Raw genomic sequence first — 24,610 nt, forward strand, 5'->3', positions numbered from 1 at the left:
CTGCCCGCACTCATTGGGGTATCCTTTCGGATACATCAGAGGCGGTGGATCGGATGAGTACCGAGGACTTGTTGCTGAGGGCCCGGCGGGCGTCGGGGCTGAGCCAAGACGAGCTTGCCCGTCGGGCAGGTACGTCGCGTCCGACCTTGTCGGCGTACGAGCACGGCCGGAAGTCGCCGACGTTGGAGACAGCAGCGCGCCTGCTTGGCGAAGCCGGCTTCGAGCTGGACATTCGCCCGCGGGTGACCTTCGTCGAGCAGGCGACGGCCCGGGGTCGCGTGGTCGTCGTACCCACGTCATTGCCCAGACTCCCCGTCCAGGCGGCACTGGCGACAGTCACGTTGCCGCTGCATCTGAACTGGTCCGACCCGGGGAGGCAGTTCGACCTCCGGGACCGCGCACAGCGAGAGCGGGTGTATGAGATCGTCCTGCGCGAAGGCGGGCCCGATGACATCCTCGCGTACGTCGACGGCGCCCTCCTGATCGATCTGTGGCAGGAACTGGTGCTCCCGCGCGAGATCCGTGCGGCCTGGGCGGGGGTTGTCGAGCACGCGATCGCAGCGGCTGCATGACCGCCGATCCGACCAGTGCCCCGGGCGGCTTGACGCCGTACCAGATCGAAGTCGCGCAGATGTTCTTCAGTCTGCCGGCCAGCGCTGGGTTCCTGCTCGCCGGCGGCGGTGCACTGGCCGCCCAGCACCTCACCACCCGGCCGACCCGGGATCTCGACTTCTTCACCGGGCCTGGTCGTGGAGACGTTCCGGCAGGCCCGGGATGCCTTTGAAGCTGCGGCACAAGGGCGAGGCTGGGCCGTGCATCGCGTTCGGGACAGCAGCACATTCTGCCGGATCGTCGTCTCGGGTCCTGAAGATCTGCTGGTCGATCTTGCGCTGGACTCGGCACCGAGCCGGCCGTCGACCGCGAGTGTCGCGGGTCCGACGTTCGGCCTCGAAGAGCTTGCCGGACGCAAGGTGATCGCGCTCTTCGATCGAGCAGAAGCGCGGGATTTTGCTGATGTCTATGTCTTGGCGCAGCGGTACGACAAGCGCTGCTTGCTGGCATGGGCGGCCGAGGTGGACGCCGGATTCAGCCTGGCTGTCTTCGCCGACATGACCGGAGCAGTGGCCCGGTTTGCCGACGATGAACTGCCTGTGGATGCTGAGCAAGTCGGTCCGTTGCGCGAGTTCTTCGCCGTGTGGGCAACCGAGCTGCGGACTCCCGATCTGTAGCTGATAGGCAGTGTCATGCCAGGTGGTTGAGACCTGGGCGGGCGTGGTCGATCCACCAGGTTAGGTCTGTGTGTTCGCGGTGGCGGATGGCTGGGTCTGGGTGGTCGGTTGCGTCTAGGGCTTTGTTCCAGCCGAGGTCGGTCAGGGCGGCTAGTAGGGCGAGGTCGATGTCGGTGGCATCGATCAGTGGGTTGCGGGCGCGGAAACCGGCGATCAGGTCCTCGCGGCTGGGGGTGACGTGGGCGGCTGATCCGGAGAGGAAGATGGCGAGGTCGAGGGCGGGTGGGCCTTCGGTTGCCAGGGCCCAGTCGAGGAGGACGACCTCGTCCGGCAGGAGGGCGAGATTCACCAGCCACAGGTCGGCGTGCAGCAGTGTGGACTGAGCGCGACGCAGCGCGGCGGTCAGCGGGGTGGGGTCGTCGTGCAGTGCGAAGACGGCATCGGCGACGCTGGGTTCGACCAGCGAGGCGAAGCGTTCCCAGCCGCGCACGATGAGTCCGGGTAACTCGCCGGGCTGGGACCCCGCAACCCGAGGTGACAACAAGGTCAGCCGAGTCTCCAGCGAGCACAACCCGGTCGGGACCTGCCCGGCGAACGTCGCGTGCAGGTCCGTGAGGGCATCGAGGATGCGGTCGCATTCGCCAACAGTCAGCGTCCGTTTCCAGCCCGGTACGGCGTCACCGAGGTCACGCATCACGGTGACGGTCGACCCGTCCTGCTCGAACACGTCCAAGATCGCGTGACCGACACCGGGCGGGAGCCGATCGAGTACGCCGGATGACCACAGCAAACGCTCACGATCGACCCCGCCGGTGAGCGCGACCGTCAGATCGGCCGCCGGATCGGCGTACTTGACCACCAGCCGGGTCCCGTCGTCGAGACGCACTCGCTCGAGTCGCGCGCCGGAGCGGCCGTCGTGGTCTTCGAGTACGGCGCGCTCGACGGCTCGGTCCAGGATCGTGCTCATCGGCAGACTCCCCGAGGTTTCTCCGGTACTGCGTGGCACCATTGTGATTCCAGCCGCTGGAAGGGGCCATGCCATGAGGTTTCATCATGATCGGGAGCCCGCGGGGGATCTGACTTTCAGTGACGTGTTCCTGGTGCCGAACCGGTCCAAGGTCGCGTCCCGGCTCGACGTGGACCTGTCCACGAGTGACGGCAGCGGTACGTCGATCCCGATCGTCGCGGCCAATATGACCGCCGTGTCCGGGCGGCGGATGGCCGAGACGATCGCACGGTGTGGCGGGCTGGCGGTGATCCCGCAGGACATCCCGGTCGACGTGGTCGCCGAGGTGGTTGCCTGGATCAAGGAACGGGACACCGTGCACGACACCGCGCTGGTGCTGCCGCCGACCGGGACCGTGGGCGAGGCGCTCAATCTGCTGCCGAAGCGCGGTCACAACGCGGTGATCGTGGTCGACGAGGGGCGGCCGGTCGGTGTGGTGACCGAGGCCGACTGTGCCGGCGTCGACCGGTTCACCCAGCTGGGCGGGATCATGTCCCGCGAGCTGCTGACCGTGCCGGCCGGGATCGACGCCGAGCGTGCGTTCGACCTGCTGCACGACGGCCGGCATCGGCTGGCGCCGGTGGTGGACGCCGACGGCACGATCGTCGGCATCCTGACCCGCCAGCGGGCCCTCCGGGCGACCCTGTACGAGCCGGCCGTCGACGCGAACGGGAAGCTCCGGGTCGCCGCCGCGATCGGAATCAACCGCGACGCCGAACAGAAGGCGAAGGCGTTGCTCGACGTCGGCATCGACGTACTCGTGATCGACACCGCGCACGGGCACCAGGAGCGGATGATCGAGGTGCTCAAGCAGGTCCGCGGCCTCGGGCCGGAGGTGCCGATCGTCGCCGGGAACGTGGTCACCGCCGAGGGGGTCAGCGACCTGGTCGCGGCCGGCGCGGACATCGTGAAGGTCGGCGTCGGACCGGGGGCCATGTGTACGACGCGGATGCAGACGGCCGTGGGCCGGCCGCAGTTCTCCGCCGTACTGGAATGCGCCGAGCGGGCCCGGCAGCTCGGCAAGCACGTCTGGGCGGACGGCGGCGTCCGGCATCCGCGGGACGTCGCGCTGGCGCTCGCCGCCGGGGCGTCGAGCGTGATGATCGGGTCGTGGTTCGCCGGGACGTACGAGTCGCCCGGTGATCCGCATCGCGACAACGACGGCCGGATCTACAAGGAGAGCTTCGGGATGGCGTCGGCTCGCGCGGTCCGGTCACGGACAGTGGACGACACGCCCTTCCAGCGGGCCCGGAAGAGCTTCTTCGGCGAGGGAATCTCGACCGCCCGGATGTACCTCGACCCGGAGCGCCCGAGCGTCGAGGACGTGCTCGACTCGATCGTCTCCGGCATCCGCAGTTCCTGCACGTACGTCGGTGCCGCGACCCTGGCCGAGTTCCACGAGCGGGCCGTGGTCGGGATCCAGACCGCGGCCGGCTACACCGAAGGCAAGCCGCTTGATACCAGTTGGTGACAGGTGCGTTCCGTCGTACGGCGATTTCCGCGCGAAGACGGTTGCGTAAACGACTACAGAGAGTCTCATTCCCGGGGTGAGATTGAGGGGACAACGATCTCATGCGCAGGGCGATAGGCAGGCCCGGCGACAAAGTGTCACCGTGTAGGCAACGGGGTGGAGGGGAGGACGCCGGGACACTGTCGGGGGGTTGCCGATCTCGCAGGGGGCGTGAGATCGCGTGACGCGGGGGCTCGCATTTAGGCGTCCACAACCGTAGTTGCGGGTGGTGGTGTGGAGTTTCACCGAGGCTTGGGAGGGCGACTCGGGAACTCGGACCCACCACCCGCGACTGCTGTCTGCGGACAGTAATCGTGTGCGCGGCGCTTGCCCTGGGTGAGAGAGTCGGGGCGTGACCGACGCAGCGAGGACGCAGCCCGCGACCGCGGCGCTCGAGATCGTGTGCGACGAGTCCGGGTACGAGGGCGAGAAACTGGTCGGCGGGGTGACTGACGTGTTCGCCCATGCGAGTGTGCGGATCGACGAGGAGACCGCGGCCGCTTGCATCACTGAGTTACGGCTGCGGATCCGGTCGCCGGCGACGATGTACAAGGCCAACCACCTGCTCAGGTCGAAGCATCGAGCGGTGCTGCTGTGGTTGCTGGGATCCGACGGGCCGCTGCTCGGCAACGCGCAGGTGTTCCTGGTCGACAAGACCTACTTCCTCGTCTCCAGGCTGGTCACCTTCCTCGGCGCGCGGCCCTCGCTGACGCGGTTCCTGTACGACGCTGCCCGTCGTACGGAAGAAGCCGAAGCGTTCCTGGTCGCGGCCAACGACTTCCTCCGGACCACGTTCCGTGACGAGCGGCTGGTGGTCTCGCCGCTGGATCCGTTGCTCCCGGCGATCGGGCGGGCCGTCGAGCACTGGGGTGCGGGCGGGCAGCCGGTGGCGATCGCGCACGACCGGCAGACCACGTTGTCGGCCGAGCGGGTGGTCACACTCCGGTCGGCCCCGGGCTTCGCCGGGCTCGAACAGGTGGACTCCTTTACGGACCAGCGGGTTCAGGTTGCCGACTTCCTCGCCGGAGTGGCGCGCAAGATCGCCTCGGACCAGCTGAAAGGCTCCGACGACGCCGAGGTCAGCGCGCTGCTTCGCCCGTACCTTGACCCGGCCTCGATCTGGATCGACGAACCGTCCTGGACCAGACTGACACGCTAGCCCTTGGCAACTGTCGGAGTACGGCGGCATAGTCGAGTGATCGATACAGCAGCAGGGGAGCCGCTGTCGTGGAAGCAGACAAGGCGTCCGCTCCGCTGCGGGTTGATGCCGAGACCGCGATCATCCTGCGCGAGGCGTACCACAAGATCGAGGCGTTGTTCCGGGCCGATCACTACGGTCTGTACGACTACGTGCGCGTCGTGGCCGGCAAGGTCGCCCGCGTCGACGCCTTCTTCGTCGGCTTCCTGCAGGGCACCAGCCGGGTCCGCTATCCCTATGGGTACGACGACGGCCGGTACGTCGACCCGGACACGCACATCTTCGGCCCGAACGGCCAGACCGCGTGGCTGCTGAAGCACCGGCAGACGTATCGCTATGCCTACGACCGCGGGTCCGCTCTGCACGCCGGCGTATCGATCGGGGATGTCGGGCGGCGGTCGGAGGACGCGGTGACCGTACCGATCTTCCGGCCGACGAAGGACGGGCCGGACCAGCTGTTCGGGATGCTGTCGATGCAGAGCTATGCGCCCAACGCCTACGACGACAATGCCATCCGGGCGTTCGAGTGGCTCTGTGGTGTGGTCGAGCGGGTGCTGACCCGGGAAGGCGAGGACCGGGAGGCGCTCCGACGGCTCCCGGCCGGCGATATCGGGCCGAACCTGCTGACCTCGGATCACGTGATGGAGTACCTGGCCCACCGGGTCAGATCGATCCGGGAGATCGCGGTCGAGGCGATGGGCGAAGCCGAGGTGACCGCGGCGGTGCAGCGTCATCTGACCCGGATCATCGACGCCACCGAGCACATCCAGTCCGAGCTGATCGAGATGCTGATGGAGACCGACGAGGCTCCGGAGCGCCGGTTCCTGAGCCTGACGAAGGCTCAACAGGGGGTCGCGGTCCGCCTGGTCGACGGTCTCGACAACGACCAGCTGGCCGCGGAGCTCGGCATCAGCCTGAACACCGTCAAGACCCACCTGAGCGCCATCCTCCGCAAGTACGGCATGGCCAACCGCGCCCAGGTCGCCGACGACGTCCGCAAATACCTGGCCCGCTGAACCTCAAACGACGACAGCGCCCGGTGACCGCAACGGTCACCGGGCGCTGGTTGACAGAGGTCAGAGGGAGGCGAGGGCGTCGTTCCAGGTCTTGGACGGACGCATGACGGCGGCGGCCTTGGCTGGGTCGGGCTGGTAGTAGCCGCCGAGGTCGACCGGGCTGCCCTGGACGGCGAGGAGCTCGTCGACGATGGTCTGCTCGTTCGCGGCCAGGGTCTCCGCGAGCGAGGCGAACTCCTTGGCCAGCTCGGCGTCGTCAGTCTGCTTGGCCAGCTCCTGGGCCCAGTACAGGGACAGGTAGAAGTGGCTGCCGCGGTTGTCGATCCCGCCGACCCGGCGGGTCGGCGACTTGTCCTGCTCGAGGAACGTCGCGGTGGCCCGGTCGAGGGTGTCGGCGAGGACCTGGGCGCGGGCGTTGCCGGTCGCCTGGGCCAGGTGCTCGAAGCTCGCGGCCAGGGCGAAGAACTCACCCAGGCTGTCCCAGCGCAGGTAGTTCTCCTTGACCAGCTGCTGCACGTGCTTGGGCGCCGAGCCGCCGGCGCCGGTCTCGAACAAGCCGCCGCCGGCCATCAGCGGGACGACCGAGAGCATCTTCGCGCTGGTCCCGAGCTCGAGGATCGGGAACAGGTCGGTCAGGTAGTCGCGGAGCACGTTGCCAGTCACCGAGATGGTGTTCTCGCCGCGGCGGATCCGCTCCAGCGACAGCTTGATCGCGTCCACCGGCGCCAGGATGCGCAGATCCAGGCCCTCGGTGTCGTGCTCCGGCAGGTACTCGTTGACCTTCGCGATGATCTGAGCGTCATGCGCCCGGGTCTCGTCCAGCCAGAACACCGCCGGGTCGCCGGTCGCGCGGGCCCGGGTGACGGCCAGCTTCACCCAGTCGCGGATCGGGTCGTCCTTGGTCTGGCAGGCGCGGAAGATGTCACCGGCCTCGACCGCCTGCTCGAGTACGACGTTGCCGTCGGCGTCGACCAGCCGGACGGTTCCGGCCGTGGCGACCTCGAAGGTCTTGTCGTGCGAGCCGTACTCCTCGGCCTTCTGCGCCATCAGGCCGACGTTCGGGACCGAGCCCATCGTGGCCGGGTCGAAGGCGCCGTTCGCGCGGCAGTCGTCGAGGACGACCTGGTAGATCCCGGCGTAGCTGCTGTCCGGCAGCACCGCGAGGGTGTCGTGCTCCTGGCCGTCCGGGCCCCACATGTGGCCGGAGGTCCGGATCATGGCCGGCATCGACGCGTCCACGATCACGTCGGACGGGACGTGCAGGTTGGTGATGCCCTTGTCCGAGTCGACCATTGCCAGCGCCGGGCCGTCGGCCAGTTCGGCGTCGAACGAGGCCTTGATCTCGGCACCCTCGGGGAGCGCGGCGAGCCCGGACAGGATCGCGTTCAGCCCGTCGTTCGGGGACAGGCCGGCCTTGGCGAGCGTCGCGCCGTACTGCTCGAAGGTCTTCGGGAAGAACGTGCGGACCGCGTGGCCGAACACGATCGGGTCGGAGACCTTCATCATGGTGGCCTTCAGGTGCAGCGAGAACAGGACGTCGTCGGCCTTGGCCCGGGCGACCTGCGCGGCGAGGAACTCGCGCAGCGCGGCCACGTGCATCACCGAGGCGTCGACGACCTCACCGGCCGTCACCGGGACCGACTCGCACAGCACGGTGGTGCTGCCGTCCTCGGCCACCAGCTCGATCCGCAGCGAGCCGTCGGCTGCGATCACGGTCGACTTCTCGGTGGAGCGGAAGTCGTTCTGGCCCATGGTGGCGACGTTGGTCTTCGAATCCGCGGTCCAGGCGCCCATCCGGTGCGGGTGCGCCTTCGCGTAGTTCTTCACCGAGGCGGGTGCGCGGCGGTCCGAGTTGCCCTCGCGCAGCACCGGGTTCACCGCGGAGCCCTTGACCTTGTCGTAGCGGGCGCGGATGTCGCGCTCCTCGTCGGTCTTCGGCTCGTCCGGGTACTCCGGCAGCGCGTAGCCCTGGCTCTGCAGCTCGGCGATCGCGGCCTTCAGCTGCGGGATCGAGGCCGAGATGTTCGGCAGCTTGATGATGTTCGCCGCCGGCGTCTTGGCCAGCTCGCCGAGCTCGCCCAGCGCGTCCGCGATCCGCTGGTCTTCCTCGAGGTACTCACCGAAGAGCGCGAGGATCCGCCCGGCCAGCGAGATGTCCCGGGTCTCCACCCCGACCCCGGCCTGACCGGCGTACGCCTGGATCACCGGCAGGAACGAGTACGTCGCCAGTGCCGGAGCCTCGTCGGTGTGGGTGTAGATGATGGTCGAGTCAGTCACCAGGTGCTCCGCTTCGGTCAGCCAATGTCCGTCGATGCCGCCCCCGGCGGCGATCCCCACCCTAATAGGCCTCCCGGCCCGCCTGGCCGGTACGTGTCCATGTTCACGCTCCGTCGAGGTCGTCCGGGTGGGCCAGCTTGATCTGGAGGGCGGACGCGAGGGCGGTGGTGACGGCGAGCATGTCGATCGGCGAGGCGTTCGCGATGGTGGATCCGGCCAGGCTGGCGATGCCGCGGGTGCCCTCCCAGGTGCAGTCGATGAAGGTGGCGCCGGCCGCCTTGACCTGGGAGAACTCGGCCGACGTCAGGTCGCAGCGCCGGAACACCGTGCCGCTCAGGTCCGCGGAGACGAAGTCCGCGCTTTGCAGCCGGCAGTCGCTGAACTCCACCTTGACGAACTTCGCGAACCGGAACGATGCGAAGTCCAGCACGCTGTCGCGGACAGTGACGTGCTGGAGGCTCGCCCCCGGCGCGGCGAAGCCGGTCAATCTCGACGAGGTGATCGCGAGCCGGGTCACGGCGGCGTCGGACCAGCGGGCGTTCGCCAGGTCGCACTGGGCCAACTCGGAATCGACCAGGATCAGCTTGTCCAGGTCCGAGCCGCCGAGCTTGCACCGGGTCAGCCGGGAGCCGCTGACCTCGACATGCTCGGCGTCCACATCGGTCAGATCGACGTCCTCGATCACGAGATCGAGCAACCGCGCCTCGTCGTCGATGTCGTCCGGTGTGGGTGACGCGGACTCGAGCTGGGCACGCAACCGTGGCGAGGCGATCTTCATGAGGCCGACGGTAACGAGGGCTGCCGACAGTTCAGCGTGACCGGAGGTAATGCGCGGCGGCACCGATCAGGGCTGACTGCTCGGTGTCCTCGGTGGCCGCGACCTCGACGTCGAACACCTCACGGACGAGGTCGAAAGCACCGGAGATCGAGCCGCCCAGCACCACCTTCGTCACCCCGAATCGCTCCAGCCACGGCGCCAAAGCAGACGCCAGTACGCCGAACGCCCCGAGCAGCACGTCTCGCGCGTCGGCCGCGCCACCGCGGGCCCGCTCGGCGATCTCCTTCACCCCGATCTCCGGCTCCTCCGTGCCGGTCCGGTCGAAGTACGCGCGCAGGATCGCCCGCGCGGAAATCCAGTCCTCCAGCGGCTTGCCGTCGTACGACGTCTTGTAGAGCTCACCGCCGGGCGGGACGGTCTCGCCCTCGCGGACCACCCATCCGTCGGCGAGGAACGCCGTACCGATGCCGGTGCCGATGGTGACGCCGACGCAGCGGTCGACGCCGCGGACCTGGCCGGCTGTCCATTCACCGACCGCGAACGCCTCGGCGTCGTTCATGAACAGGATCTGGTCGAGGCTCAGCAGATCGCGCAGGCGTTCGCCGACGTTGTAGCCGTACAGGTTGTCGAACTTGCCCTGCCCGCGGTACCAGGCGATCCCGGTCTCGACGTCGAACGGGCCGGGCAACGCCACCGCCAGACCGTTTGCCAACGGCAACTTCCGGGCCGCGGTCGCGAGCTGCCCGAGGACGAGCTCGGCCGCCTCTTGCGACTCAAGATCCGCCCGCTCCACCACGTCCACGGCCCACGTGCCCGGCGACACCACGGCCGCCGTCACATGGCTACCCCCAACCTCCAGCACGGCTACATCCATGCGGCCCATCATCCCTGACCGGGGGAGTCACCACTTGCCCACGGCATCGAGATTGCCCCGCGCATCGTAGATCCGGATGACCGCGGTCGGCATTACTCCCGGCCAGGGCCGCGCCTCGACGTGCCGGTAGACGAAGAAGTCGGACCTGGCCACTCCCTCAGCGGCCTTGCCGTCGCCGGTCTCGACGACGACCTTCAGCGCCTCACCGTAGGCCCGGCCGAAGACGGTTGTCATGCTCCGGCTGGAGTCGATCGGGCTCTTGCGCAGGAGCATGCCGCCGCGGGCGCCGGTGGGGACGCTCATTGCGACGGTCGGCTGGGTGATGCAGAACGCGTACATGGCGAGATGCGCGTTCTTCTGGCCGGGCTGTCGCCGGATGGAGGCCGACCCGTACTCGTCGGTGCTTCCCAGCACCTCGGGCCAGGCCCAAGCCTCGGACCCGAGCACCCGGCCGTTCGACGCCGTACAGAGCTTGTACGCATCCTGTGGCCGGTCCGGCAATGCTGGGCTCGGGGTGGTTGGCTGGTTCGCCGGCTTGACCTCATGCAGGTCTTGAAGGTTGAGTACGCCGGTGACTCCGGCGAGGAGCACGACGAGCGCGCCGATCGAGCCGGTCAGCCTGCGGTTCCGTACCCGGCGGCGTCCGGCGGCGACCAGCTCGTTCGGATTCGGCATGAAGGTGTCCGGGCGCTCGGTCGCGCGGTCCATCAGGTTCTTGAGGTCATGCGTCATGTCGGCCTCCCAGTCCGGCGAGGTCGCTGAGGTCTGCGAGGGCGGGATGGGTGCGGAGCTTGTCGAGGGCCCGCAGGGTCTGGCTCTTCACTGTTCCGGGCCGACAACCCAGTACGGCGGCCGTCTCGTCGACGGAGAGTTCGTCGAAATATCGCAGTACGACGCACGCACGCTGACGGGTCGGGAGTTCGGCCAGGGCCTGGGTGATGACGATGCGGTTCTCCAGCAGACCGAGCGGGTTGGCGGGGTCGGCCTCGCCGGCGAAGTAGCCGTCACCGCCGACGACCTCCTGGCTGGATTTGCGACGCAGGCCGTCGAGTGTGGTCGAGACCACCACCTTGCGGGCGTACGCACCGACACTGCCCTTCCGCTGGATCCGGCCCCAGACTCGATACAGCCGGATCAGTGCCTCCTGGGTCGCGTCCTCGGCCCGCTTCCAGTCTCCACACAGTAGGTAAGCGGTCCGGCACAGTGCGTTGGCATGGTGGGTCACGAAGTCGACGTAATCCGCCTCGACCTCGCTCTTCACCCCTCCACCTCCCCCGAGTCAACGTGACAGACAGCCGAATCGGTTGCACGGGTGGCAAACTTTTTTCGTGCCTGAGCTCATGGTCGACGGCGTGCGGTTCACCTACCACGTTCACGGCAGCGGTCCGGTCTGCCTGGTCTACCCCGGCGGCCCTGGATTCGACTGGCGCTACCTCCGGCTGCCGATGCTCGAGGAGCACCTCACCCTGGTGTACGCCGAGCCACCCGGCAGCGGGGCTTCCGGCCTGCTCGCCGACGGCAACTACTCGATCGAGCGGTACGCGTCCTTCGCCCACCACCTCACCCGGCACCTGGGCGAGTCGAAGGTCTTCCTGCTCGGCCACTCGCACGGAGCGTTCGTGGCCCTGCAGACCGCCCTGGACTTTCCCGACCAGCTGGCCGGGATCATCGTCTACGGCGGCGCCGCCTTCTACGGACCCGAGTTGTTCGATCAGGCGTACCGCAACATCGAGGCGTGGGTCGCCGGCCGCCCACCGGGAGATCCACTGTCGGAGCAGATCGTCCAGGCGTGGCACGACGATCCACCCGAGCCTGAGGCCCATATGGACGCGTTCCGGCGGCTGCTGCCGATGTACTTCCACGACTACGCGGCGATCGAGGACGGGCTCGCCGACTGGCTGCAGACACTCGCCATCACCATCGACCCGAATCGGCAGGAGGAGCACTGGGACATCCGCGACCGGCTCGGCGAGATCGCCGTACCGACGCTGGTGCTGGTCGGAGCGGCCGACTTCATCACCCCGTTGAACTCGGCGGAGGAGTTGGCCGCCGGCATTCCGGATGCCGAGCTGGTCGTCCTCGCGAAGAGCGGGCACTTCAACCACCTCGAGGACCCAGAGGAGTTCCGGAACTCTGTGCTGGGCTTCGTTCGTAGAGTGTCTGGTACTTGAGGGGATAGGTATGCCCGCGGAGAGCAGAGCGACATCCGGGGTCGCGGCGCTGAGCGTCGTGATCGCGGTGGTCGGCCATGTCCTCGCGGGTGGCGGTCCGGTGCCGCTCGGGGTGGTCACCCCACTGCTGGCTCTGACCGGCGTTTGCTGGCTGCTCGGTGAATACCTCGCCGGCGAGCGCCTGCTGTCCGCGCTGGTCCTCGCCGGGGTGCAGCTCTTCGTCCATGTCACGTTGGACGCTGCGCACACCGGGCACGAAGGCATGCACCGCGGGCTCAACGGCAGCCTGTTCATGACCGCGGCCCACCTGGCGGCGCTGCTCGCCGGAGTCCTGGCGATCAGCCAGGCGCATCGCTGGATCTACCGCGTCCTGCGGATCTTCGCCCGTCTCCTGCCGGTCCTTCCGGTCCTGATCCCGGTACGACGCTCTGCCGCCGTACTGCTCGCCGTACCGTCACCGCCTCGACTCCTTCAGCGGCGGCTGACGGCGAACGTCTCCCGGCGTGGACCGCCGCTCGCCCGAGTGATCCCAGTTCCGTCCTGACCGGGCCGCGTCGCATCGCGGTCCGGTGAAACTCGTGTGACCGCGAAAGGTCCTTCATGTCCAAGAGGTTCGTCCTGCGTGCCGCCGCGATCGCCGCGGCGTCCGCGCTCGTTCTGGCCGGTGCCGCCACCTCGGCGTCGGCCCATGTCACGGTGTCGTCGCCGGACGCCAAGCCCGGCGGGTACGCCAAGCTGGTCTTCCGGGTTCCGACCGAGTCCGACAACACCAGCACCACCAAGCTCGTCGTCTCCCTGCCCAAGGACCGTCCGTTCGCCCATGTCGGCGCGCAGGTGAAGGACGGCTGGAAGGTGGAGAAGAAGACCGAGAAGCTGCCCGCGCCGGTCAAGGTCGGCGACGTCAACCTGTCCGAGGCGGTCACCACGGTCACCTGGACCGCCATCGGGGCAGGTATCCCGCCGAACGACTTCGACGAGTTCGCCCTGTCGGTCGGCCGGCTGCCCGAGGCTGTGGACTCGCTGAGCTTCCCCGCCGACCAGACGTACAGCGACGGCGAGGTGGTCAAGTGGGCCGAGGTCGCCAAGGACGGCGCCGACAAGCCGGAGCACCCGGCGCCCACGCTGAAACTGGCCGCCCCGATCACCCCGGTCGCCGCGACCACCGCTGAGAGCTCGTCCGATCCGGTGGCGCGGTGGCTGGGCGCCGGTGGCCTGCTGGTCGGCCTGCTCGGTATCGCCTTCGGTCTGCGGCCGCGAAAGGCTGCGCCGGTCGAGTCCGGGAAGGCACAGTAGTCACCGTGCGCCGGTTGATGGCTGTTCTGGTGGCGTCGCTGCTCACCCTGGTGGTTTCCACCGGGGTGGCGGCGGCGCACGCCAAACTCGAGTCGATGACACCGGCTGACGGGTCGTCCATGGCCGCGCCGCCGACCCAGGTGGTGCTGACCTTCAGCGAACCGGTCGGCAGTAACGGTACCCAGGTCCAGGTGAAGTCACCCAGCGGCAAGAACGTGGCCACCGGTGACGTGCAGGTGCTCGACAACAAGGTGACCCAGCCGGTCGGCGCGATGATCGAGGCCGGCCGGTACCAGGTCGACGCCCGCGTGGTGTCCGCCGACGGTCACCCGATCACCGTCACCGGGTCGTTCACCGTGACCCACGTCGGCCACCCGGCGACCCAGCCGGTCGGCACCACACCTACCGCCAGCGGCAATTCGAAGACGGTCACCATCGTCGCCATGTTCCTCGTGATGCTGGTCGTCGTTGCCCTGGCCGTCGTGATCGTTCGCCGCCGTCCCGCCTCCCAATGAGCCGGGTCCACGGAGCAAAGTGGGCTCTCGCCGGTGGGATGGTTGCTGCCGGCATCGTGGTGATGGTCGTTGCCCTGGTCGCTGCAGGTGGTGCTCCGCAGCGGCCGCCCGCAGGGTTGATCGGTGCCGGAATGCCTTTGTCTTGGTCGGTTCCGGTACTGCGCTTCATCGCCGATGCAGCCGCGATCGCGACGGGCGGTGCCCTGCTAGCCGTCGTACTGTTGCTGCCAGCGACTGATGGGAAACTCGGTCCGCAGGCGTTGCGGGCCTGTCAGGACGCGGCGATCGCGGCCGGTGTCTGGGCGGTCGCGAGCATCGGCGGCCTGATCACGTCCGCGGCCGTGATCCTCGGCATCCCGCTGTCTCACCTCGCCGACCACGCTGCCGCGGCGGGCGAACTCGACCAGGTCAGAGCTCTTGCGATCGCCGTCGTACTCACGGCCATCCTCGCGGTGATCCTCAGCGGCTGCCGCACGATCCCCGGAGCCCGGCTCGCGCTGATCCTCACCGCGGCGGCGCTCACCGGGCCGCTGCTGACCGGCCACGGCGCGATCGACCGCACCGGGTTCTGGTCGGTCCTCGCGACGAGCTCGCTGGTGGTGCACGTCTTCGCGGCGACCGCGTGGATCGGCGGCTTGGGCGGCGTACTGCGTTATGCCCGGGAGCGGCACGCGGTCGAGCGGTTCAGCCGGCTGGCGCTGGTCTGCGCGATCGCGATGGGTGTGACCGGGCTGCTGACGGGGGAGATTCACCTCGGTGGCCGGGAGGACGGCTGGGGCCTGATCGCGCAATGGCTGACGAGCGGGTATGGCGCTTTGGTGTTTGCGAAGACGGTCGCGTTCGCGATCCTCGTCACGGTCGGCTGGTGGCATCGCCGTACGACGCTCCCGGATCTTGCGGCTGGGGACCCGGCTGCCTTCCGGCGGCTGGCGGTCGTCGAGCTGCTGATCATGGCCGGGACCGTGGGGCTTGCCGTTGCCCTGTCGCGCACGCCTTGAGCGTCGTACTCGGTGATATGTCAACAGAAGTCCGTATGATGGTCGAATGACGGAACCACGGTGGCTGGACGCGCGCGAGGCGCGTCTGTGGCAGTCGTACCGTGACGCTTATCGCGAGTTGATGCGCGCGCTGGAGAGCCGGCTGATCGGCAACTCCGGTCTGTCCGGGGCCGACTATGCGTTGCTGCACCCGTTGTCCGTCGCCGAGGAAGGCGTCCTGCGAACCCGCGACCTCGGCCGCTCGGTCGGCTGGGAGCGGAGCCGGTTGTCACACCAGGTCAGCCGGATGGAGAAGCGTGGACTGGTCTGTCGCGAGGAGTGCGTCTCGGACGCCCGCGGCTCGATGGTCCGGCTCACCGACCTGGGCCGCAAGGCCGTCGAAGCAGCCGCTCCGGACCACGTCGACGCGGTCCGGACCTACTTCTTCGACCACCTGAGCCACGCGGAACAGGACCAGCTCGCCGCCATGCTCGACCGCATCGTGGCCAACATCCCCGCCGACCCCTGCGCCTCGGCCGACTGCGAACAGTAGCCGTCCCGCTGGGTGGTGACTCCGGGTGCTCGGAGGTTTGGGGTGGTGACACGCCGTCACGGAGCGCAGGCGGTGGGTGAGGCGGAAAGAATGATCTCGTCTCGTTCGGATGCGCGCTGAATTTGACAACGATTTTCATTAACGGCAGGATCTCTCACCGGTGACGACGTCGCCGGGACCTCTACCGTGAAGGAAACGCGCATGTCCGATGCTCTGAACAGGCGAGGATTCCTGGGGCTGGCCGGCGGACTCGGGCTGGCGGCGCTGACCGGGTGCGGATCCGACGGGCAGGCGGCAGCCCAGCCCAAGCAGGGCGGGCGGCTGCGGGCGGTGTACGCCGGTGGCGGTGCCAAGGAGGTGCTCGACCCGCATGTCCAGAGCCTGTTCGTCGACATCGCGCGGCACAAGGCGATGTACGAGAAGCTGGTCGAGCTCGGCCCTGACCTGAAGCCGGTGGCCCGGCTGGCGGAGAAGTGGGAGAGCGACGCGCAGGCGACGACCTGGCGGTTCACGCTCCGGGACGCGACCTTCCACGACGGCAACAAGCTGACCAGCGAGGACGTCCTCTACAGCTTCGCCCGGATCGCCGACCCGAAGGTCCCGGACCGCGTCGCGCAGTCGTCCCTGGCCACCCTGGATCTGCGCCGCAGCAAGGCGATCGACCCACGGACCGTCGAGCTGGTCCTGTCCGCGCCGAACGCCGAGTTCCCCGCCCTGCTGGCCGGGATCGGTACCCAGATCGTCCGCGACGGTTTCACCGACCCGACCAAGCCGATCGGCACCGGCGCGTTCCGGTACGTCTCGTTCGAGGCCGGCCGATCGATGGTCGCCAGCCGGTACGACGACTACTGGGACGAGCCTGCCCGGATCGACGAGCTGCACATCCTCTCGGCCGATGCGGAGGCCCGTGCGAACGCCGTACAGGGTGGACAGGCCGAGTATGCGAACGACATGACCGCGACCTTCGCCCGTACGGCGGAAGCCGGCAAGACGGTCCGGATCGTCGCGGCGAAAGCCAGCACGATGCAGGCGTTCGTGATGAAGTGCGACCAGCCTCCGTTCGACAACCCCGACGTACGGATGGCGTTCAAGCTGCTCGCCGACCGGCAGCGGCTGGTCGACGTGGTGCTCGCCGGTCGTGGTGCCGTCGGCAACGACTTGTTCGGCAAGGGGTTCCAGTACTACCCGGCCGACCTGCCGCAGCGGGAGCGCAACGTCGAGGAGGCGAAGGCGCTGCTGAAGAAGGCCGGCCTGGTGAACAAGGAGATCGAGATCTACACGGCCGACGCGTCGGCCGGGTTCGTCGAGGCGGCGACGCTGTTCGCCGAGCAGGTCGGCGAGGCGGGGGTGAAGCTGAAGGTCACCACCGGCAGCCCGCTGACCTACGCGAAGGACCTGCTCACGAAAGGTGTCATCGGCAACCATCGGTCCGGCGCGATGCCGATCCCGCAGTACGTCACCGACCGGCTGCTGTCCAAGTCGCCGTTCAACGTCACGCACTGGCGCCGGCCGGCCTTCGACGCGGGGTTCGCGGCTGCCCAGGTGCTGACCGACGAGACGGCTCGCGCGGCGAAGTACGGCGAGCTGCAGCAGACGCTCCGGGACGAGGGTGGCATCCTCGCCTGGGGGCTCCCGGACTACCTGGTCGCGGTGTCGGCCAAGGTGCAGGGCGTGCAGGCGGTCCCGCCGAACACCCTGGACTCGGGCCGGTTCGACAAGGTGTGGCTGGCCTGAATGCGGTCGTACGCCGCGCAACGCGCCGCACTCGCCGTCGTCCAGCTCGCCGTACTGTCCGTCCTCGTCTTCGTCCTGACCGCGCTGCTTCCCGGTGACGCGGCCGAGATGCGGTTCACCGAGACGCTGACGCCGTCGCAGGTCGATCAGTTGCGTGCGCAGCTCGGGCTGGATCAGCCGGCGGTCGAGCGGTTCACGCACTGGTTCGGCAACGTGCTGACGGGTGACCTCGGTACGTCGCTGATCAGCGGCGGACCGGTGATCGACATCGTCAAGAACTCGGTCGGGACAACGCTGGTGCTCACGCTGGCGACACTGGCGGTCGTGGTCCCGCTGGCCGTTGCCCTGGGCATCGTGATGGGGACGCGCGAGAACGGGCGGATCGATCGGGCCATCACCTCGATCACGCTGGCCCTCTCGGCGATCCCGGACTTCGTGATCGCGGTGCTGCTCGTGGCGGTGTTCTCGCTGAAGCTTGGGTGGTTGCCGGCGACGTGGATCGGTGGCGATCTGCTCGCCAGCCCGGTCTTGCTGGTGCTGCCGGTCGCGGTGCTGTTCGGGCGGACGGTCTGTCTGCTGTCCCGTCAGGTCCGGGCCGGCACGATCACGGCGCTGCATGCGGAGTACGTCGTACAGGCTCGGCGGCTCGGGGTTCCGCGGCGGCGGTTGCTGCTGCGGCACGTGTTGCCGAACGCGGCGGTGCCGGGGGTGCAAGAGTTGGCGCGGACCGGAGACACCTTGCTGGGTGGGGTTCTGGTGGTGGAGGCGATCTTCGCGATTCCTGGGTTCGCGACGGCGCTCGTGGAAGGAGTGGAGACGCGGGACGTGCCGGTGGTGCAGGGGCTGACGCTGGTGCTCGCGGTCGCGGCGCTGGTGATCAACCTCGGCGCCGACCTGGTCTGCAACCGCTTGGTCCCCCGCACGGAGTTGCTCCGATGAGAGCCCGGATACCCATCATGGTGTCGGCGACTCTGGTCGTCGTACCGCTCATCGTTGCCATCTTCGGACCACTGCTAGGTCTGAATCCGAAGCCGGGGCTGCCGTACGACTCTCAAGGCGTTCTCGGCACGGACGGCCTCGGGCGGGATGTGCTGCAGCTGTTGCTGATGGGCGGTCGGACGGCGCTCGGGATGGCGTTCGGCGCGGTGCTGATCGCCTATCTCGTCGGCGGTCTCATCGGGTTGACGGCGGCGTCGACCCGGCACCGCTGGCTCGATGAGGCGTTGATCCGGCCACTCGATGTGCTGCTGCCCTTGCCGTCCTTGCTGGTGATCAGTGTGGTCGCAGTCGGCTGGCGGGCGTCGGCGTTCGCGATCACGCTGGCCGTTGCCACGGTCAACGTTCCGACGGTCGCGCGACTCGTGCGGGCAGCCGCGCTCGACGCTGCGAGCGGACCGGTCGTCGAGGCGCTCCGGATGCAACGGGAGAGCTGGGTCGGCATCCACCTCGGGTACGTCGGTCGCGCCGTACTGGGCCCTGTTGCCGCCGACATCGGCACCCGCATCACCCTGGCGGTCTTCCTCGTTGCCTCGGTCAACTTCCTCGGCCTCGGCCTGAGCCCGACCGCCCCCGACTGGGCAGTCAGCATCTCCCGCAACCGCGAGGGCCTCCTCCTGCAACCCTGGGCTGTCCTCGCCCCAGCATTCCTGCTCGTCTCCTTCACCCTGGGCTTCAACCTGTTGGCCGACCGCCTCGTCCACCACTCCCGCCGGCCCGCCGAGGTGACCGGATGACCCCGTACCCCCATTCCCAGCACCCACAGTCCGGTGTGATTGCTGCAGTTCGACAGGAGGTGTCCGGCGTTCGAGCCGGATACTGCGTTGGCTCAGGCGGGGCTTGGTCGGCAGTAGGCGTATACGTCCTGTCGATCTGCACAAAGGGGGAGCGCGGAGAGCGAACTGCCTCCAGGGTTGAGGTGAGCAGATGAGCCTGCGGCCTCGGTCCAACTCCTCCAGTCCGCCCTCCCGGCACCCCGTTACCACCCCGTCCGCCGCGCAGGGGGAGGAGGCGCTGGTGCGAGTGCGGGGTCTCGCGGCGACCGCTGGGTCGGCGGTTCTGGTGGACAGGGTCTCGTTTGAGGTTTGGGCTGGGCGGGTGACGGCGTTGGTTGGTGCTTCGGGGTCGGGGAAGACCACGTCTGCGCTTGCGTTGCTGGGGGAGCACGGCAACGGGGTGCGGCTCGACGGGGCGGTCGAGGTCGACGGGCAGGTGGTTGTTGATGGCAACGGGCCGACGGCTGCGGCGTCCGCCGTACGTGGTCGGGTGGTGGCCTACATGCCGCAGCATCCGGGCAGTGCGCTCAACCCTGCCCGGCGGATCGGTGCGACGCTGCGGGAGTTGGAGCGACTGCATCATCCGAATGAACAGGTCGTCTACGAAGCCCTCAGAGCGGCGCAGTTACCGGATGATCGGGACACCCTGCGGCGGTTTCCGCATCAATTCTCGGGTGGGCAGCGGCAGCGAATCGCGATGGCGCAGGCGCTGACCTGCAAGCCGAAGGTCCTGGTACTGGACGAGCCGAGCACTGGCCTCGACTCGATCACCCGGCTGCAGCTCGTCAGCGAACTCGAGGAGCTCGCGTCGAGCGGGCTCGGCATCCTGCTGCTCAGCCACGACCTCGACCTCGTCCGGGCGCTGGCCGAGCATGTCGTCGTACTGTCCGCCGGGCAGGTGATCGAGTCCGGCGGTCCCGAGGTGCTCCCCGCGGCCCTGGAACTGCAGTCGCTGGGAACCCCGAGTCCCGGCAAACCATTGCTGCAGGCAATGAATCTGTCAGCGTCACTGCGCCCTCGCGGCCGTGATCCGATCCTGCATGAGGTCGACCTCGCCGTCCGGCCCGGCCAGTGCGTCGGCGTTGTCGGTCGCTCCGGCAGCGGTAAGACCACGCTCGCCCGCTGCCTGGCCGGCCTGCACGAGCGCCACACCGGCCGGATCCTCCTGGACGGCGACGATCTCCCCGTGCTGCGCAAGCGATCGCTGGAGCAGAATCGCCGAGTCCAGTACGTCTGGCAGGAAGTCCGCGGCTCGTTCGACGAACGCCGCCCGGTCGACCAGCAGGTCGCCCGCACGGCCCAGCGCCTGCGCGGCCTCGCCTTCGCGGAAGCCCACGCCGAAGCCGTCGCCACTCTCGCCCGCGTCGGTGTCTCGGCGATCACCGCGGCCCGGCCGCCGAGCCGGTTGTCCGGCGGTGAGTTGCAACGCGCCGCACTCGCCAGGGCAGTCCTCGCGCATCCCGACGTACTGGTCTGCGACGAGATCACCACAGCCCTCGACGACCGTGGTACGACGCTCGTCGTCGAACTGCTCGCCGAGTTGAAGGACCGCGGGGCCGCGCTGGTCTGGATCGGCCACGATCTGGGCCTGGTCGCGGCGGTGTCCGATCAGGTCCTGGTGATCGACGCCGGCCGGGTGATCGAGCAAGGCCCACCCGCGACCGTGATGACCGAACCGAAAGCAGAACTGACCCAGCGGCTGGTGAGGGCCGCCCGCCTGGGACACCCCGATTCTCCGCCCGTGCTGACCACTTGTGCCGACACGAGGAGCGAACCGCGCCGATGACGCGACTGCACGACCACCTGGCGGAGGCCATCAAGGACCCGGATCCGATCCGGGTCAGTGACGGGTCCGGGGACGACCTGATCTGCCTGCGGTTCGAGACGATGAAGGTGTACTCCGCGCTCGGCGCCGTACGCCATCTGCTGGAGACCGGCGCGGTCCGCCCCGGCGACACACTGATCGACAGCTCGAGCGGGATCTACGCCCACGCGCTGGCGCTGGCGTGTCACCGGTACGGGATGAAGTGCCACATCGTCGGGTCCACCACGGTCGACCGGACGCTGAAGATCCAGCTGGAGATCCTCGGCGCGACGGTCGAGCAGGTGCCGTCGTCGAACAATCTGCAACTGGACCAGAACCTCCGGGTCCGGCGGATCGGCGAGATCCTGCGCGACAATCCGGCGTACCACTGGATGCAGCAGTACCACGACGACATCCACTATCTCGGGTACGGCGCGGTCGCCGATCTGGTCAACGAGTTGGTGCCGGCCGGGCCGCTGTGTCTGGTCGGCGGGGTGGGGACCGGTGCGTCGACCGGTGCGATCGCGGAGTACCTGCGCAATCGCGGGCGGGACGTCAACCTGGTCGGGGTGCAGCCGTTCGGCAGCATCACGTTCGGAGCCGGGCACACCCAGGACCCGGAGATGATCATCGCCGGGATCGGCAGCTCGATCGAGTTCCGGAATGTGCGGCACGAGTTGTACGACCGGCTGCACTGGGTGTCGTTCGACTACGCGATGTCGGCCGCGGTGGACCTGCTCCGGACGTCTGGTGTGTTCGCCGGGCTCTCGGCCGGGGCGGCGTACCTGTCGGCGCTGTGGGAGCACAACTGCGACAGCAGTCGCAAGCACGTCTTCCTGGCCGCCGACACCGGGACGCGGTACGTCGAGTCCGCTTTTGCCCGGCATGCCGAGGCGCGGCCGATGGCGTCGATGCGGCCGCGGGAGATCGCCTCGCTGGACGAGCTCGCGGTGCCGTGGTCGGCGATGTCGTGGGACCGGCGGGAATCGGCATTGGCCCGGCACGAGGAGTTCCCATCTGCGACGCCGTCGCATTAAGCTGAGGGTGTGACGGGCTATGTCTTGCTGCCGGAGTTGTTCACGGCAACTGAAGTGGACCGGTTGCGGGATGTGGCCGAAGGTGTACATGCAGGTGTCGTTCAGGCGGCTGAGGCCGGGGAGACCGACGTGACGGTCTGGCCGGACGGGCACCGGCTGGAAAAGGTGCGCGGGACAACGATCCACTGGGAGCCGGACGCGCCGGGGAAGGCCGTTCGGAGTCTGTCGCCGGTGTCGCAGTTGCACCCGGCCTTGGATGAGTTGTGGGACGAGCCGCGGTTGACCGAGCCGATGAGTGCGCTGATCGGTGCGACGGCCGGGCGGTTCGTGGCGAAGCTGAACTTCAAGCGGGCCGGGGTCGGCTCGGAGTTCGCCTGGCACCAGGACTTTCCGTACTGGTACTGCTGTGCCGGGCAACCGGCGTACGACATCGCGACCGCGATCGTGATGCTGGACGACAACACCGTCGCGAACGGTGCGATGACGTTGATTCCGGGCAGTCCCGCGGAGGGTCCGGTCCGCCGGGATCCGCGGGATCCGACCGGCCTGCTGGTGGATCCGCTCGCCGTCGACGCGTCCCGCGCGGTGACGGTGGAGGCGCCGGCCGGGTCGGTCCTCATGTTCCCCGGGCTGATGGTGCACCGCTCGGCGCCGAATCGGACCGCGTCCGATCGTCGCTCGCTGCTGTACTGCTTCCAGCCCGCGGGTCGTCCCGAGTTGTCCGCCCTGACTTACGACCCCGAAAGGCTGGCCGATCTGCCATGACCGCTTCCGTGGCTGCTCTCACGTCATCCGTCCTCGCCGGTGCCCACGGCCCTTCGCCGGCCGAGTTTCCCGTCATCAGCGCCTTCTGGCTGCACCACACGACCCGGCTGCCTGGTGCTGACGTGACGTATCGGAACTACTACGTGCTGCTGCGGGTCGGCGAGGTCTTCGGTGCGTGCTCGTTCGAGGCCGGCGAGCTCGACCCGTCGTACTGCGCTGATACGTCGGGTCTGACGTTGGCCGACGTACTGCGTTCTGACGCGGCACTGCCGGTGCGGATCGCGGCGCTGGATGCGTACCTGGCGGCGGTCGAGCCGCATCACGCGTCGCCGCAGGCCGAGGAGATCGTTCTCCCCGCCGGTACGCCGGATGTCCGGGCACGGGCCCGGGATGTCGCTGTCGCCGGGTTGCTGGATGTTGCCGAGGGCACCAAGGTCGCGTTGATCGGGGTGGTGAACCCGCTCGTCGACGCGATCACCGCGCGCGGTGGAGTTTGTCTGCCATGTGATTTCAATCTGCGCGAGACGGCGTCCGGGTTGCCGGTTTCCCGCGACATGACGGAGGTAATCGATGCCGCCGATGCTGTCGTGGCGACCGGAATGACGTTGTCCAATGGGAGTTTCGACGTACTCCTAGATCGTTGCCGTCAGCAAGAGAAGCCGCTGGCGGTCTATGCTCAGACCGGAAGCGCCGTGATCAGGTCCTTCCTCGGCTCCGGCGTCACCGCCCTCTCCGCCGAACCCTTCCCCTTCTCCCAATTCAGCTCCCGCCCGAGCAGCCTCTACCGCTACCCCAGGACGGACACATGAGTAGCAGCACCCCGAATCCAGCGCCTGCCGCGAGCTCTCGCCCGGCTGTTGTGCTGAGAGCCGGCTCCTCTTCAACTCCGACCTCAGCTTCCGCGCGCAGCGCGGGGGCGGAGGTGCCGGGGGATTTGCGGATGGCTCGGCGGCTTTGGCCGTTTTTGCTGGCGTCTGCGGTGAGTTTGATTCCGTTCACGGTGTTCGGGATGTATCTGGTGCCGATCGCGGCGGCGGCGGACGGGAACGTGGCGGAGATCGGCGGGCTGCGGGGGCTCGGTGGTCTGGCGGCGCTCATCGTCGGGTTCTCGCTGGCGCCGTTGATCGACCGAATGGCTCGGGAGTTGGTCGCGGCCGGAGGGCTTGCGTTGCTCGGGATCTCGGCCGCGTTGGGTGCCGTCGGCAACGTGTTCGCGCTGGCCGCGTTCTGCCTGCTGATCGGTGCGTCGACGTCGATCCTGGCGCCGTCGATCGGGGCCGCCGCGGCCGATCGGTTCAACTCGCCGGCGGCCGCTGGGCGAGCGGCGACCCTGGTGTCCGCGACCACGTCGGCGATGGCGATGCTGGCCGCCCCGCTTCTCGCCGTACCAGGGATGGTGTGGGGTTGGCGGGGCAACTTGCTCGCCGCGTCGGCTGTCTCGCTCGCGTTGTCGGCGGCGTTCTTCTGGCGCGGCCGCGGGCGGAAGGCGCCGCTGCGGGCGGGCGGTGGCCAGCGAATGAGCTATCTGGCGACCTATCGCGAACTGGGCCGGATTCCCGGCGCACTGCCACTGCTCGTGGTCGCGATGCTGCGGACGGCCGCGTTCATGGGTTACCTGGCCTACCTGGCCGCGTTCTACGACGAGACGTTCGACCTCGCGCCGGGCTGGTTCGCGCTGGTCTGGTCGCTGAGCGGTGCGTCGTTCTTCCTCGGCAACCTGCTGGCCGGCCGCTACATCGCGCTCGAGAGCCCGTGGATCGGCCCCGAGAAGATGCTCCTGATCGGACTCGCCGCCGCCCTCATCAGCGTCTCCGCCTTCTACTTCTCGCCGAGTCTCCCGCTGACGCTGCTGCTCACCGCGCTGATGGGTGCGAGCCACGCGACGGTCGCCGCTTGCGTCACCACCCTGCTGGTTCGCCGCAGTGGCGACCTCCGCGGTTCGGCGCTCAGCATCAACGCCGCCGGCATGAGTCTCGGCACCTTCCTGGGTGCCGCGCTGGGCGGTCTGGGCCTCGGTCTCGGTGGATACCCGGGCACGGCCCTGACTTTCGCGTCGATCACCCTGATCGCGGTGCTTTTTGCCCTGCGAGTACGCCGCTGA

Annotated in this window: 26 protein-coding genes; 20 read left to right on the forward strand and 6 right to left on the reverse strand. The window is 68.5% G+C overall.

Translation table 11 applies throughout. The features are described 5' to 3' along the window. Positions 1–53 precede the first annotated feature (53 nt). Genes V9K99_RS19550 through V9K99_RS19560 form a run of 3 tightly spaced genes read left to right on the forward strand, consistent with a single transcriptional unit; the run spans position 54 to position 1,229 of the window. Positions 54–572: a helix-turn-helix domain-containing protein gene (locus V9K99_RS19550; RefSeq protein WP_337001088.1), complete on the forward strand. Its 519-nt coding sequence runs from the start codon at positions 54–56 to the stop codon at positions 570–572. Further along, positions 569–784 (forward strand): hypothetical protein, encoded by a 216-nt coding sequence (locus tag V9K99_RS19555; protein WP_337001090.1) that lies wholly within the window; start codon positions 569–571, stop codon positions 782–784. The genes V9K99_RS19550 and V9K99_RS19555 overlap by 4 nt, the downstream gene beginning before the upstream one ends. After that, the gene (locus V9K99_RS19560) at positions 750–1,229 is read left to right on the forward strand and encodes a nucleotidyl transferase AbiEii/AbiGii toxin family protein (protein WP_337001092.1); all 480 of its coding nucleotides are present in this window, start codon (positions 750–752) and stop codon (positions 1,227–1,229) included. The genes V9K99_RS19555 and V9K99_RS19560 overlap by 35 nt, the downstream gene beginning before the upstream one ends. A gap of 13 nt (positions 1,230–1,242) precedes the next feature. Here the strand turns inward: V9K99_RS19560 and V9K99_RS19565 are convergent, their stop codons facing one another. Beyond that, a complete protein-coding gene (locus tag V9K99_RS19565; RefSeq protein WP_337001094.1) occupies positions 1,243–2,196 on the reverse strand; it encodes a phosphotransferase in 954 nt (317 codons plus the stop codon). Positions 2,197–2,269: 73 nt separating this feature from the next. Between V9K99_RS19565 and V9K99_RS19570 the strand changes: the two genes are divergently transcribed. From V9K99_RS19570 to V9K99_RS19580, 3 genes are all read left to right on the forward strand, one after another. Then, positions 2,270–3,706 (forward strand): GuaB1 family IMP dehydrogenase-related protein, encoded by a 1,437-nt coding sequence (locus V9K99_RS19570; RefSeq protein WP_337001096.1) that lies wholly within the window; start codon positions 2,270–2,272, stop codon positions 3,704–3,706. Between the two features lie 391 nt (positions 3,707–4,097). Further along, a complete protein-coding gene (locus tag V9K99_RS19575; RefSeq protein WP_337001098.1) occupies positions 4,098–4,904 on the forward strand; it encodes a hypothetical protein in 807 nt (268 codons plus the stop codon). A gap of 68 nt (positions 4,905–4,972) precedes the next feature. Beyond that, positions 4,973–5,959, forward strand: a complete 987-nt coding sequence (locus V9K99_RS19580) for a helix-turn-helix transcriptional regulator (RefSeq protein WP_337001100.1) — start codon at positions 4,973–4,975, stop codon at positions 5,957–5,959. 60 nt (positions 5,960–6,019) lie between these two features. Here V9K99_RS19580 and V9K99_RS19585 read toward each other — a convergent pair whose 3' ends face one another. The 5 genes from V9K99_RS19585 to V9K99_RS19605 all read right to left on the reverse strand — a co-directional run bounded on the left by V9K99_RS19585 (position 6,020) and on the right by V9K99_RS19605 (position 11,149). Beyond that, the gene (locus V9K99_RS19585) at positions 6,020–8,236 is read right to left on the reverse strand and encodes an NADP-dependent isocitrate dehydrogenase (RefSeq protein WP_337001102.1); all 2,217 of its coding nucleotides are present in this window, start codon (positions 8,234–8,236) and stop codon (positions 6,020–6,022) included. 103 nt (positions 8,237–8,339) lie between these two features. Then, a complete protein-coding gene (locus V9K99_RS19590) occupies positions 8,340–9,014 on the reverse strand; it encodes a pentapeptide repeat-containing protein (protein ID WP_337001104.1) in 675 nt (224 codons plus the stop codon). Between the two features lie 31 nt (positions 9,015–9,045). After that, entirely contained in the window at positions 9,046–9,888 is an 843-nt protein-coding gene (locus V9K99_RS19595; RefSeq protein WP_337001106.1) for an ROK family protein, read from the reverse strand. A 27-nt stretch (positions 9,889–9,915) separates the two neighbouring features. Continuing rightward, positions 9,916–10,620 carry a hypothetical protein gene (locus V9K99_RS19600; RefSeq protein ID WP_337001108.1) on the reverse strand — a complete coding sequence of 235 codons (705 nt, stop codon included), beginning with the start codon at positions 10,618–10,620 and terminating at the stop codon, positions 9,916–9,918. Further along, a complete protein-coding gene (locus V9K99_RS19605) occupies positions 10,610–11,149 on the reverse strand; it encodes a SigE family RNA polymerase sigma factor (protein ID WP_337001110.1) in 540 nt (179 codons plus the stop codon). The genes V9K99_RS19600 and V9K99_RS19605 overlap by 11 nt, the downstream gene beginning before the upstream one ends. A 67-nt stretch (positions 11,150–11,216) precedes the next feature. Here V9K99_RS19605 and V9K99_RS19610 point away from each other — a divergent pair, with 67 nt between their 5' ends. The 14 genes from V9K99_RS19610 to V9K99_RS19675 all read left to right on the forward strand — a co-directional run bounded on the left by V9K99_RS19610 (position 11,217) and on the right by V9K99_RS19675 (position 24,610). Beyond that, the gene (locus V9K99_RS19610; protein WP_337001112.1) at positions 11,217–12,059 is read left to right on the forward strand and encodes an alpha/beta fold hydrolase; all 843 of its coding nucleotides are present in this window, start codon (positions 11,217–11,219) and stop codon (positions 12,057–12,059) included. Positions 12,060–12,069: 10 nt separating this feature from the next. Beyond that, positions 12,070–12,603 (forward strand): hypothetical protein, encoded by a 534-nt coding sequence (locus V9K99_RS19615; RefSeq protein WP_337001114.1) that lies wholly within the window; start codon positions 12,070–12,072, stop codon positions 12,601–12,603. Positions 12,604–12,659: 56 nt separating this feature from the next. After that, the gene (locus tag V9K99_RS19620) at positions 12,660–13,352 is read left to right on the forward strand and encodes a YcnI family copper-binding membrane protein (RefSeq protein WP_337001116.1); all 693 of its coding nucleotides are present in this window, start codon (positions 12,660–12,662) and stop codon (positions 13,350–13,352) included. Between the two features lie 17 nt (positions 13,353–13,369). Beyond that, positions 13,370–13,867 (forward strand): copper resistance CopC family protein, encoded by a 498-nt coding sequence (locus tag V9K99_RS19625; RefSeq protein WP_337001118.1) that lies wholly within the window; start codon positions 13,370–13,372, stop codon positions 13,865–13,867. Further along, positions 13,864–14,865 (forward strand): copper resistance D family protein, encoded by a 1,002-nt coding sequence (locus V9K99_RS19630; RefSeq protein WP_337001120.1) that lies wholly within the window; start codon positions 13,864–13,866, stop codon positions 14,863–14,865. Before V9K99_RS19625 ends, V9K99_RS19630 begins: the two co-directional genes overlap by 4 nt. Before the next feature lie 46 nt (positions 14,866–14,911). After that, the gene (locus V9K99_RS19635) at positions 14,912–15,397 is read left to right on the forward strand and encodes a MarR family winged helix-turn-helix transcriptional regulator (RefSeq protein ID WP_337001122.1); all 486 of its coding nucleotides are present in this window, start codon (positions 14,912–14,914) and stop codon (positions 15,395–15,397) included. Positions 15,398–15,598: 201 nt separating this feature from the next. Continuing rightward, the gene (locus tag V9K99_RS19640) at positions 15,599–17,131 is read left to right on the forward strand and encodes an ABC transporter substrate-binding protein (RefSeq protein WP_337001124.1); all 1,533 of its coding nucleotides are present in this window, start codon (positions 15,599–15,601) and stop codon (positions 17,129–17,131) included. After that, positions 17,132–18,070: an ABC transporter permease gene (locus tag V9K99_RS19645; protein WP_337001126.1), complete on the forward strand. Its 939-nt coding sequence runs from the start codon at positions 17,132–17,134 to the stop codon at positions 18,068–18,070. Next, complete coding sequence (locus V9K99_RS19650; protein ID WP_337001128.1) at positions 18,067–18,864, forward strand: ABC transporter permease; 798 nt, start codon at positions 18,067–18,069, stop codon at positions 18,862–18,864. Before V9K99_RS19645 ends, V9K99_RS19650 begins: the two co-directional genes overlap by 4 nt. A 325-nt stretch (positions 18,865–19,189) precedes the next feature. Beyond that, entirely contained in the window at positions 19,190–20,689 is a 1,500-nt protein-coding gene (locus V9K99_RS19655; RefSeq protein ID WP_337001367.1) for an ABC transporter ATP-binding protein, read from the forward strand. Further along, positions 20,686–21,744 carry a pyridoxal-phosphate dependent enzyme gene (locus V9K99_RS19660; RefSeq protein ID WP_337001130.1) on the forward strand — a complete coding sequence of 353 codons (1,059 nt, stop codon included), beginning with the start codon at positions 20,686–20,688 and terminating at the stop codon, positions 21,742–21,744. Before V9K99_RS19655 ends, V9K99_RS19660 begins: the two co-directional genes overlap by 4 nt. 9 nt (positions 21,745–21,753) lie before the next feature. Then, the gene (locus V9K99_RS19665) at positions 21,754–22,509 is read left to right on the forward strand and encodes a phytanoyl-CoA dioxygenase family protein (RefSeq protein WP_337001132.1); all 756 of its coding nucleotides are present in this window, start codon (positions 21,754–21,756) and stop codon (positions 22,507–22,509) included. Continuing rightward, on the forward strand, positions 22,506–23,318 hold the full coding sequence (locus V9K99_RS19670) for a Rossmann-like domain-containing protein (RefSeq protein WP_337001134.1): 813 nt from the start codon (positions 22,506–22,508) through the stop codon (positions 23,316–23,318). The genes V9K99_RS19665 and V9K99_RS19670 overlap by 4 nt, the downstream gene beginning before the upstream one ends. 131 nt (positions 23,319–23,449) lie before the next feature. Then, the gene (locus tag V9K99_RS19675) at positions 23,450–24,610 is read left to right on the forward strand and encodes an MFS transporter (RefSeq protein ID WP_337001136.1); all 1,161 of its coding nucleotides are present in this window, start codon (positions 23,450–23,452) and stop codon (positions 24,608–24,610) included.

It is taken from the genome of Kribbella sp. CCNWLW201 (assembly GCF_037203805.1).
Taxonomy (GTDB): Bacteria; Actinomycetota; Actinomycetes; order Propionibacteriales; family Kribbellaceae; genus Kribbella.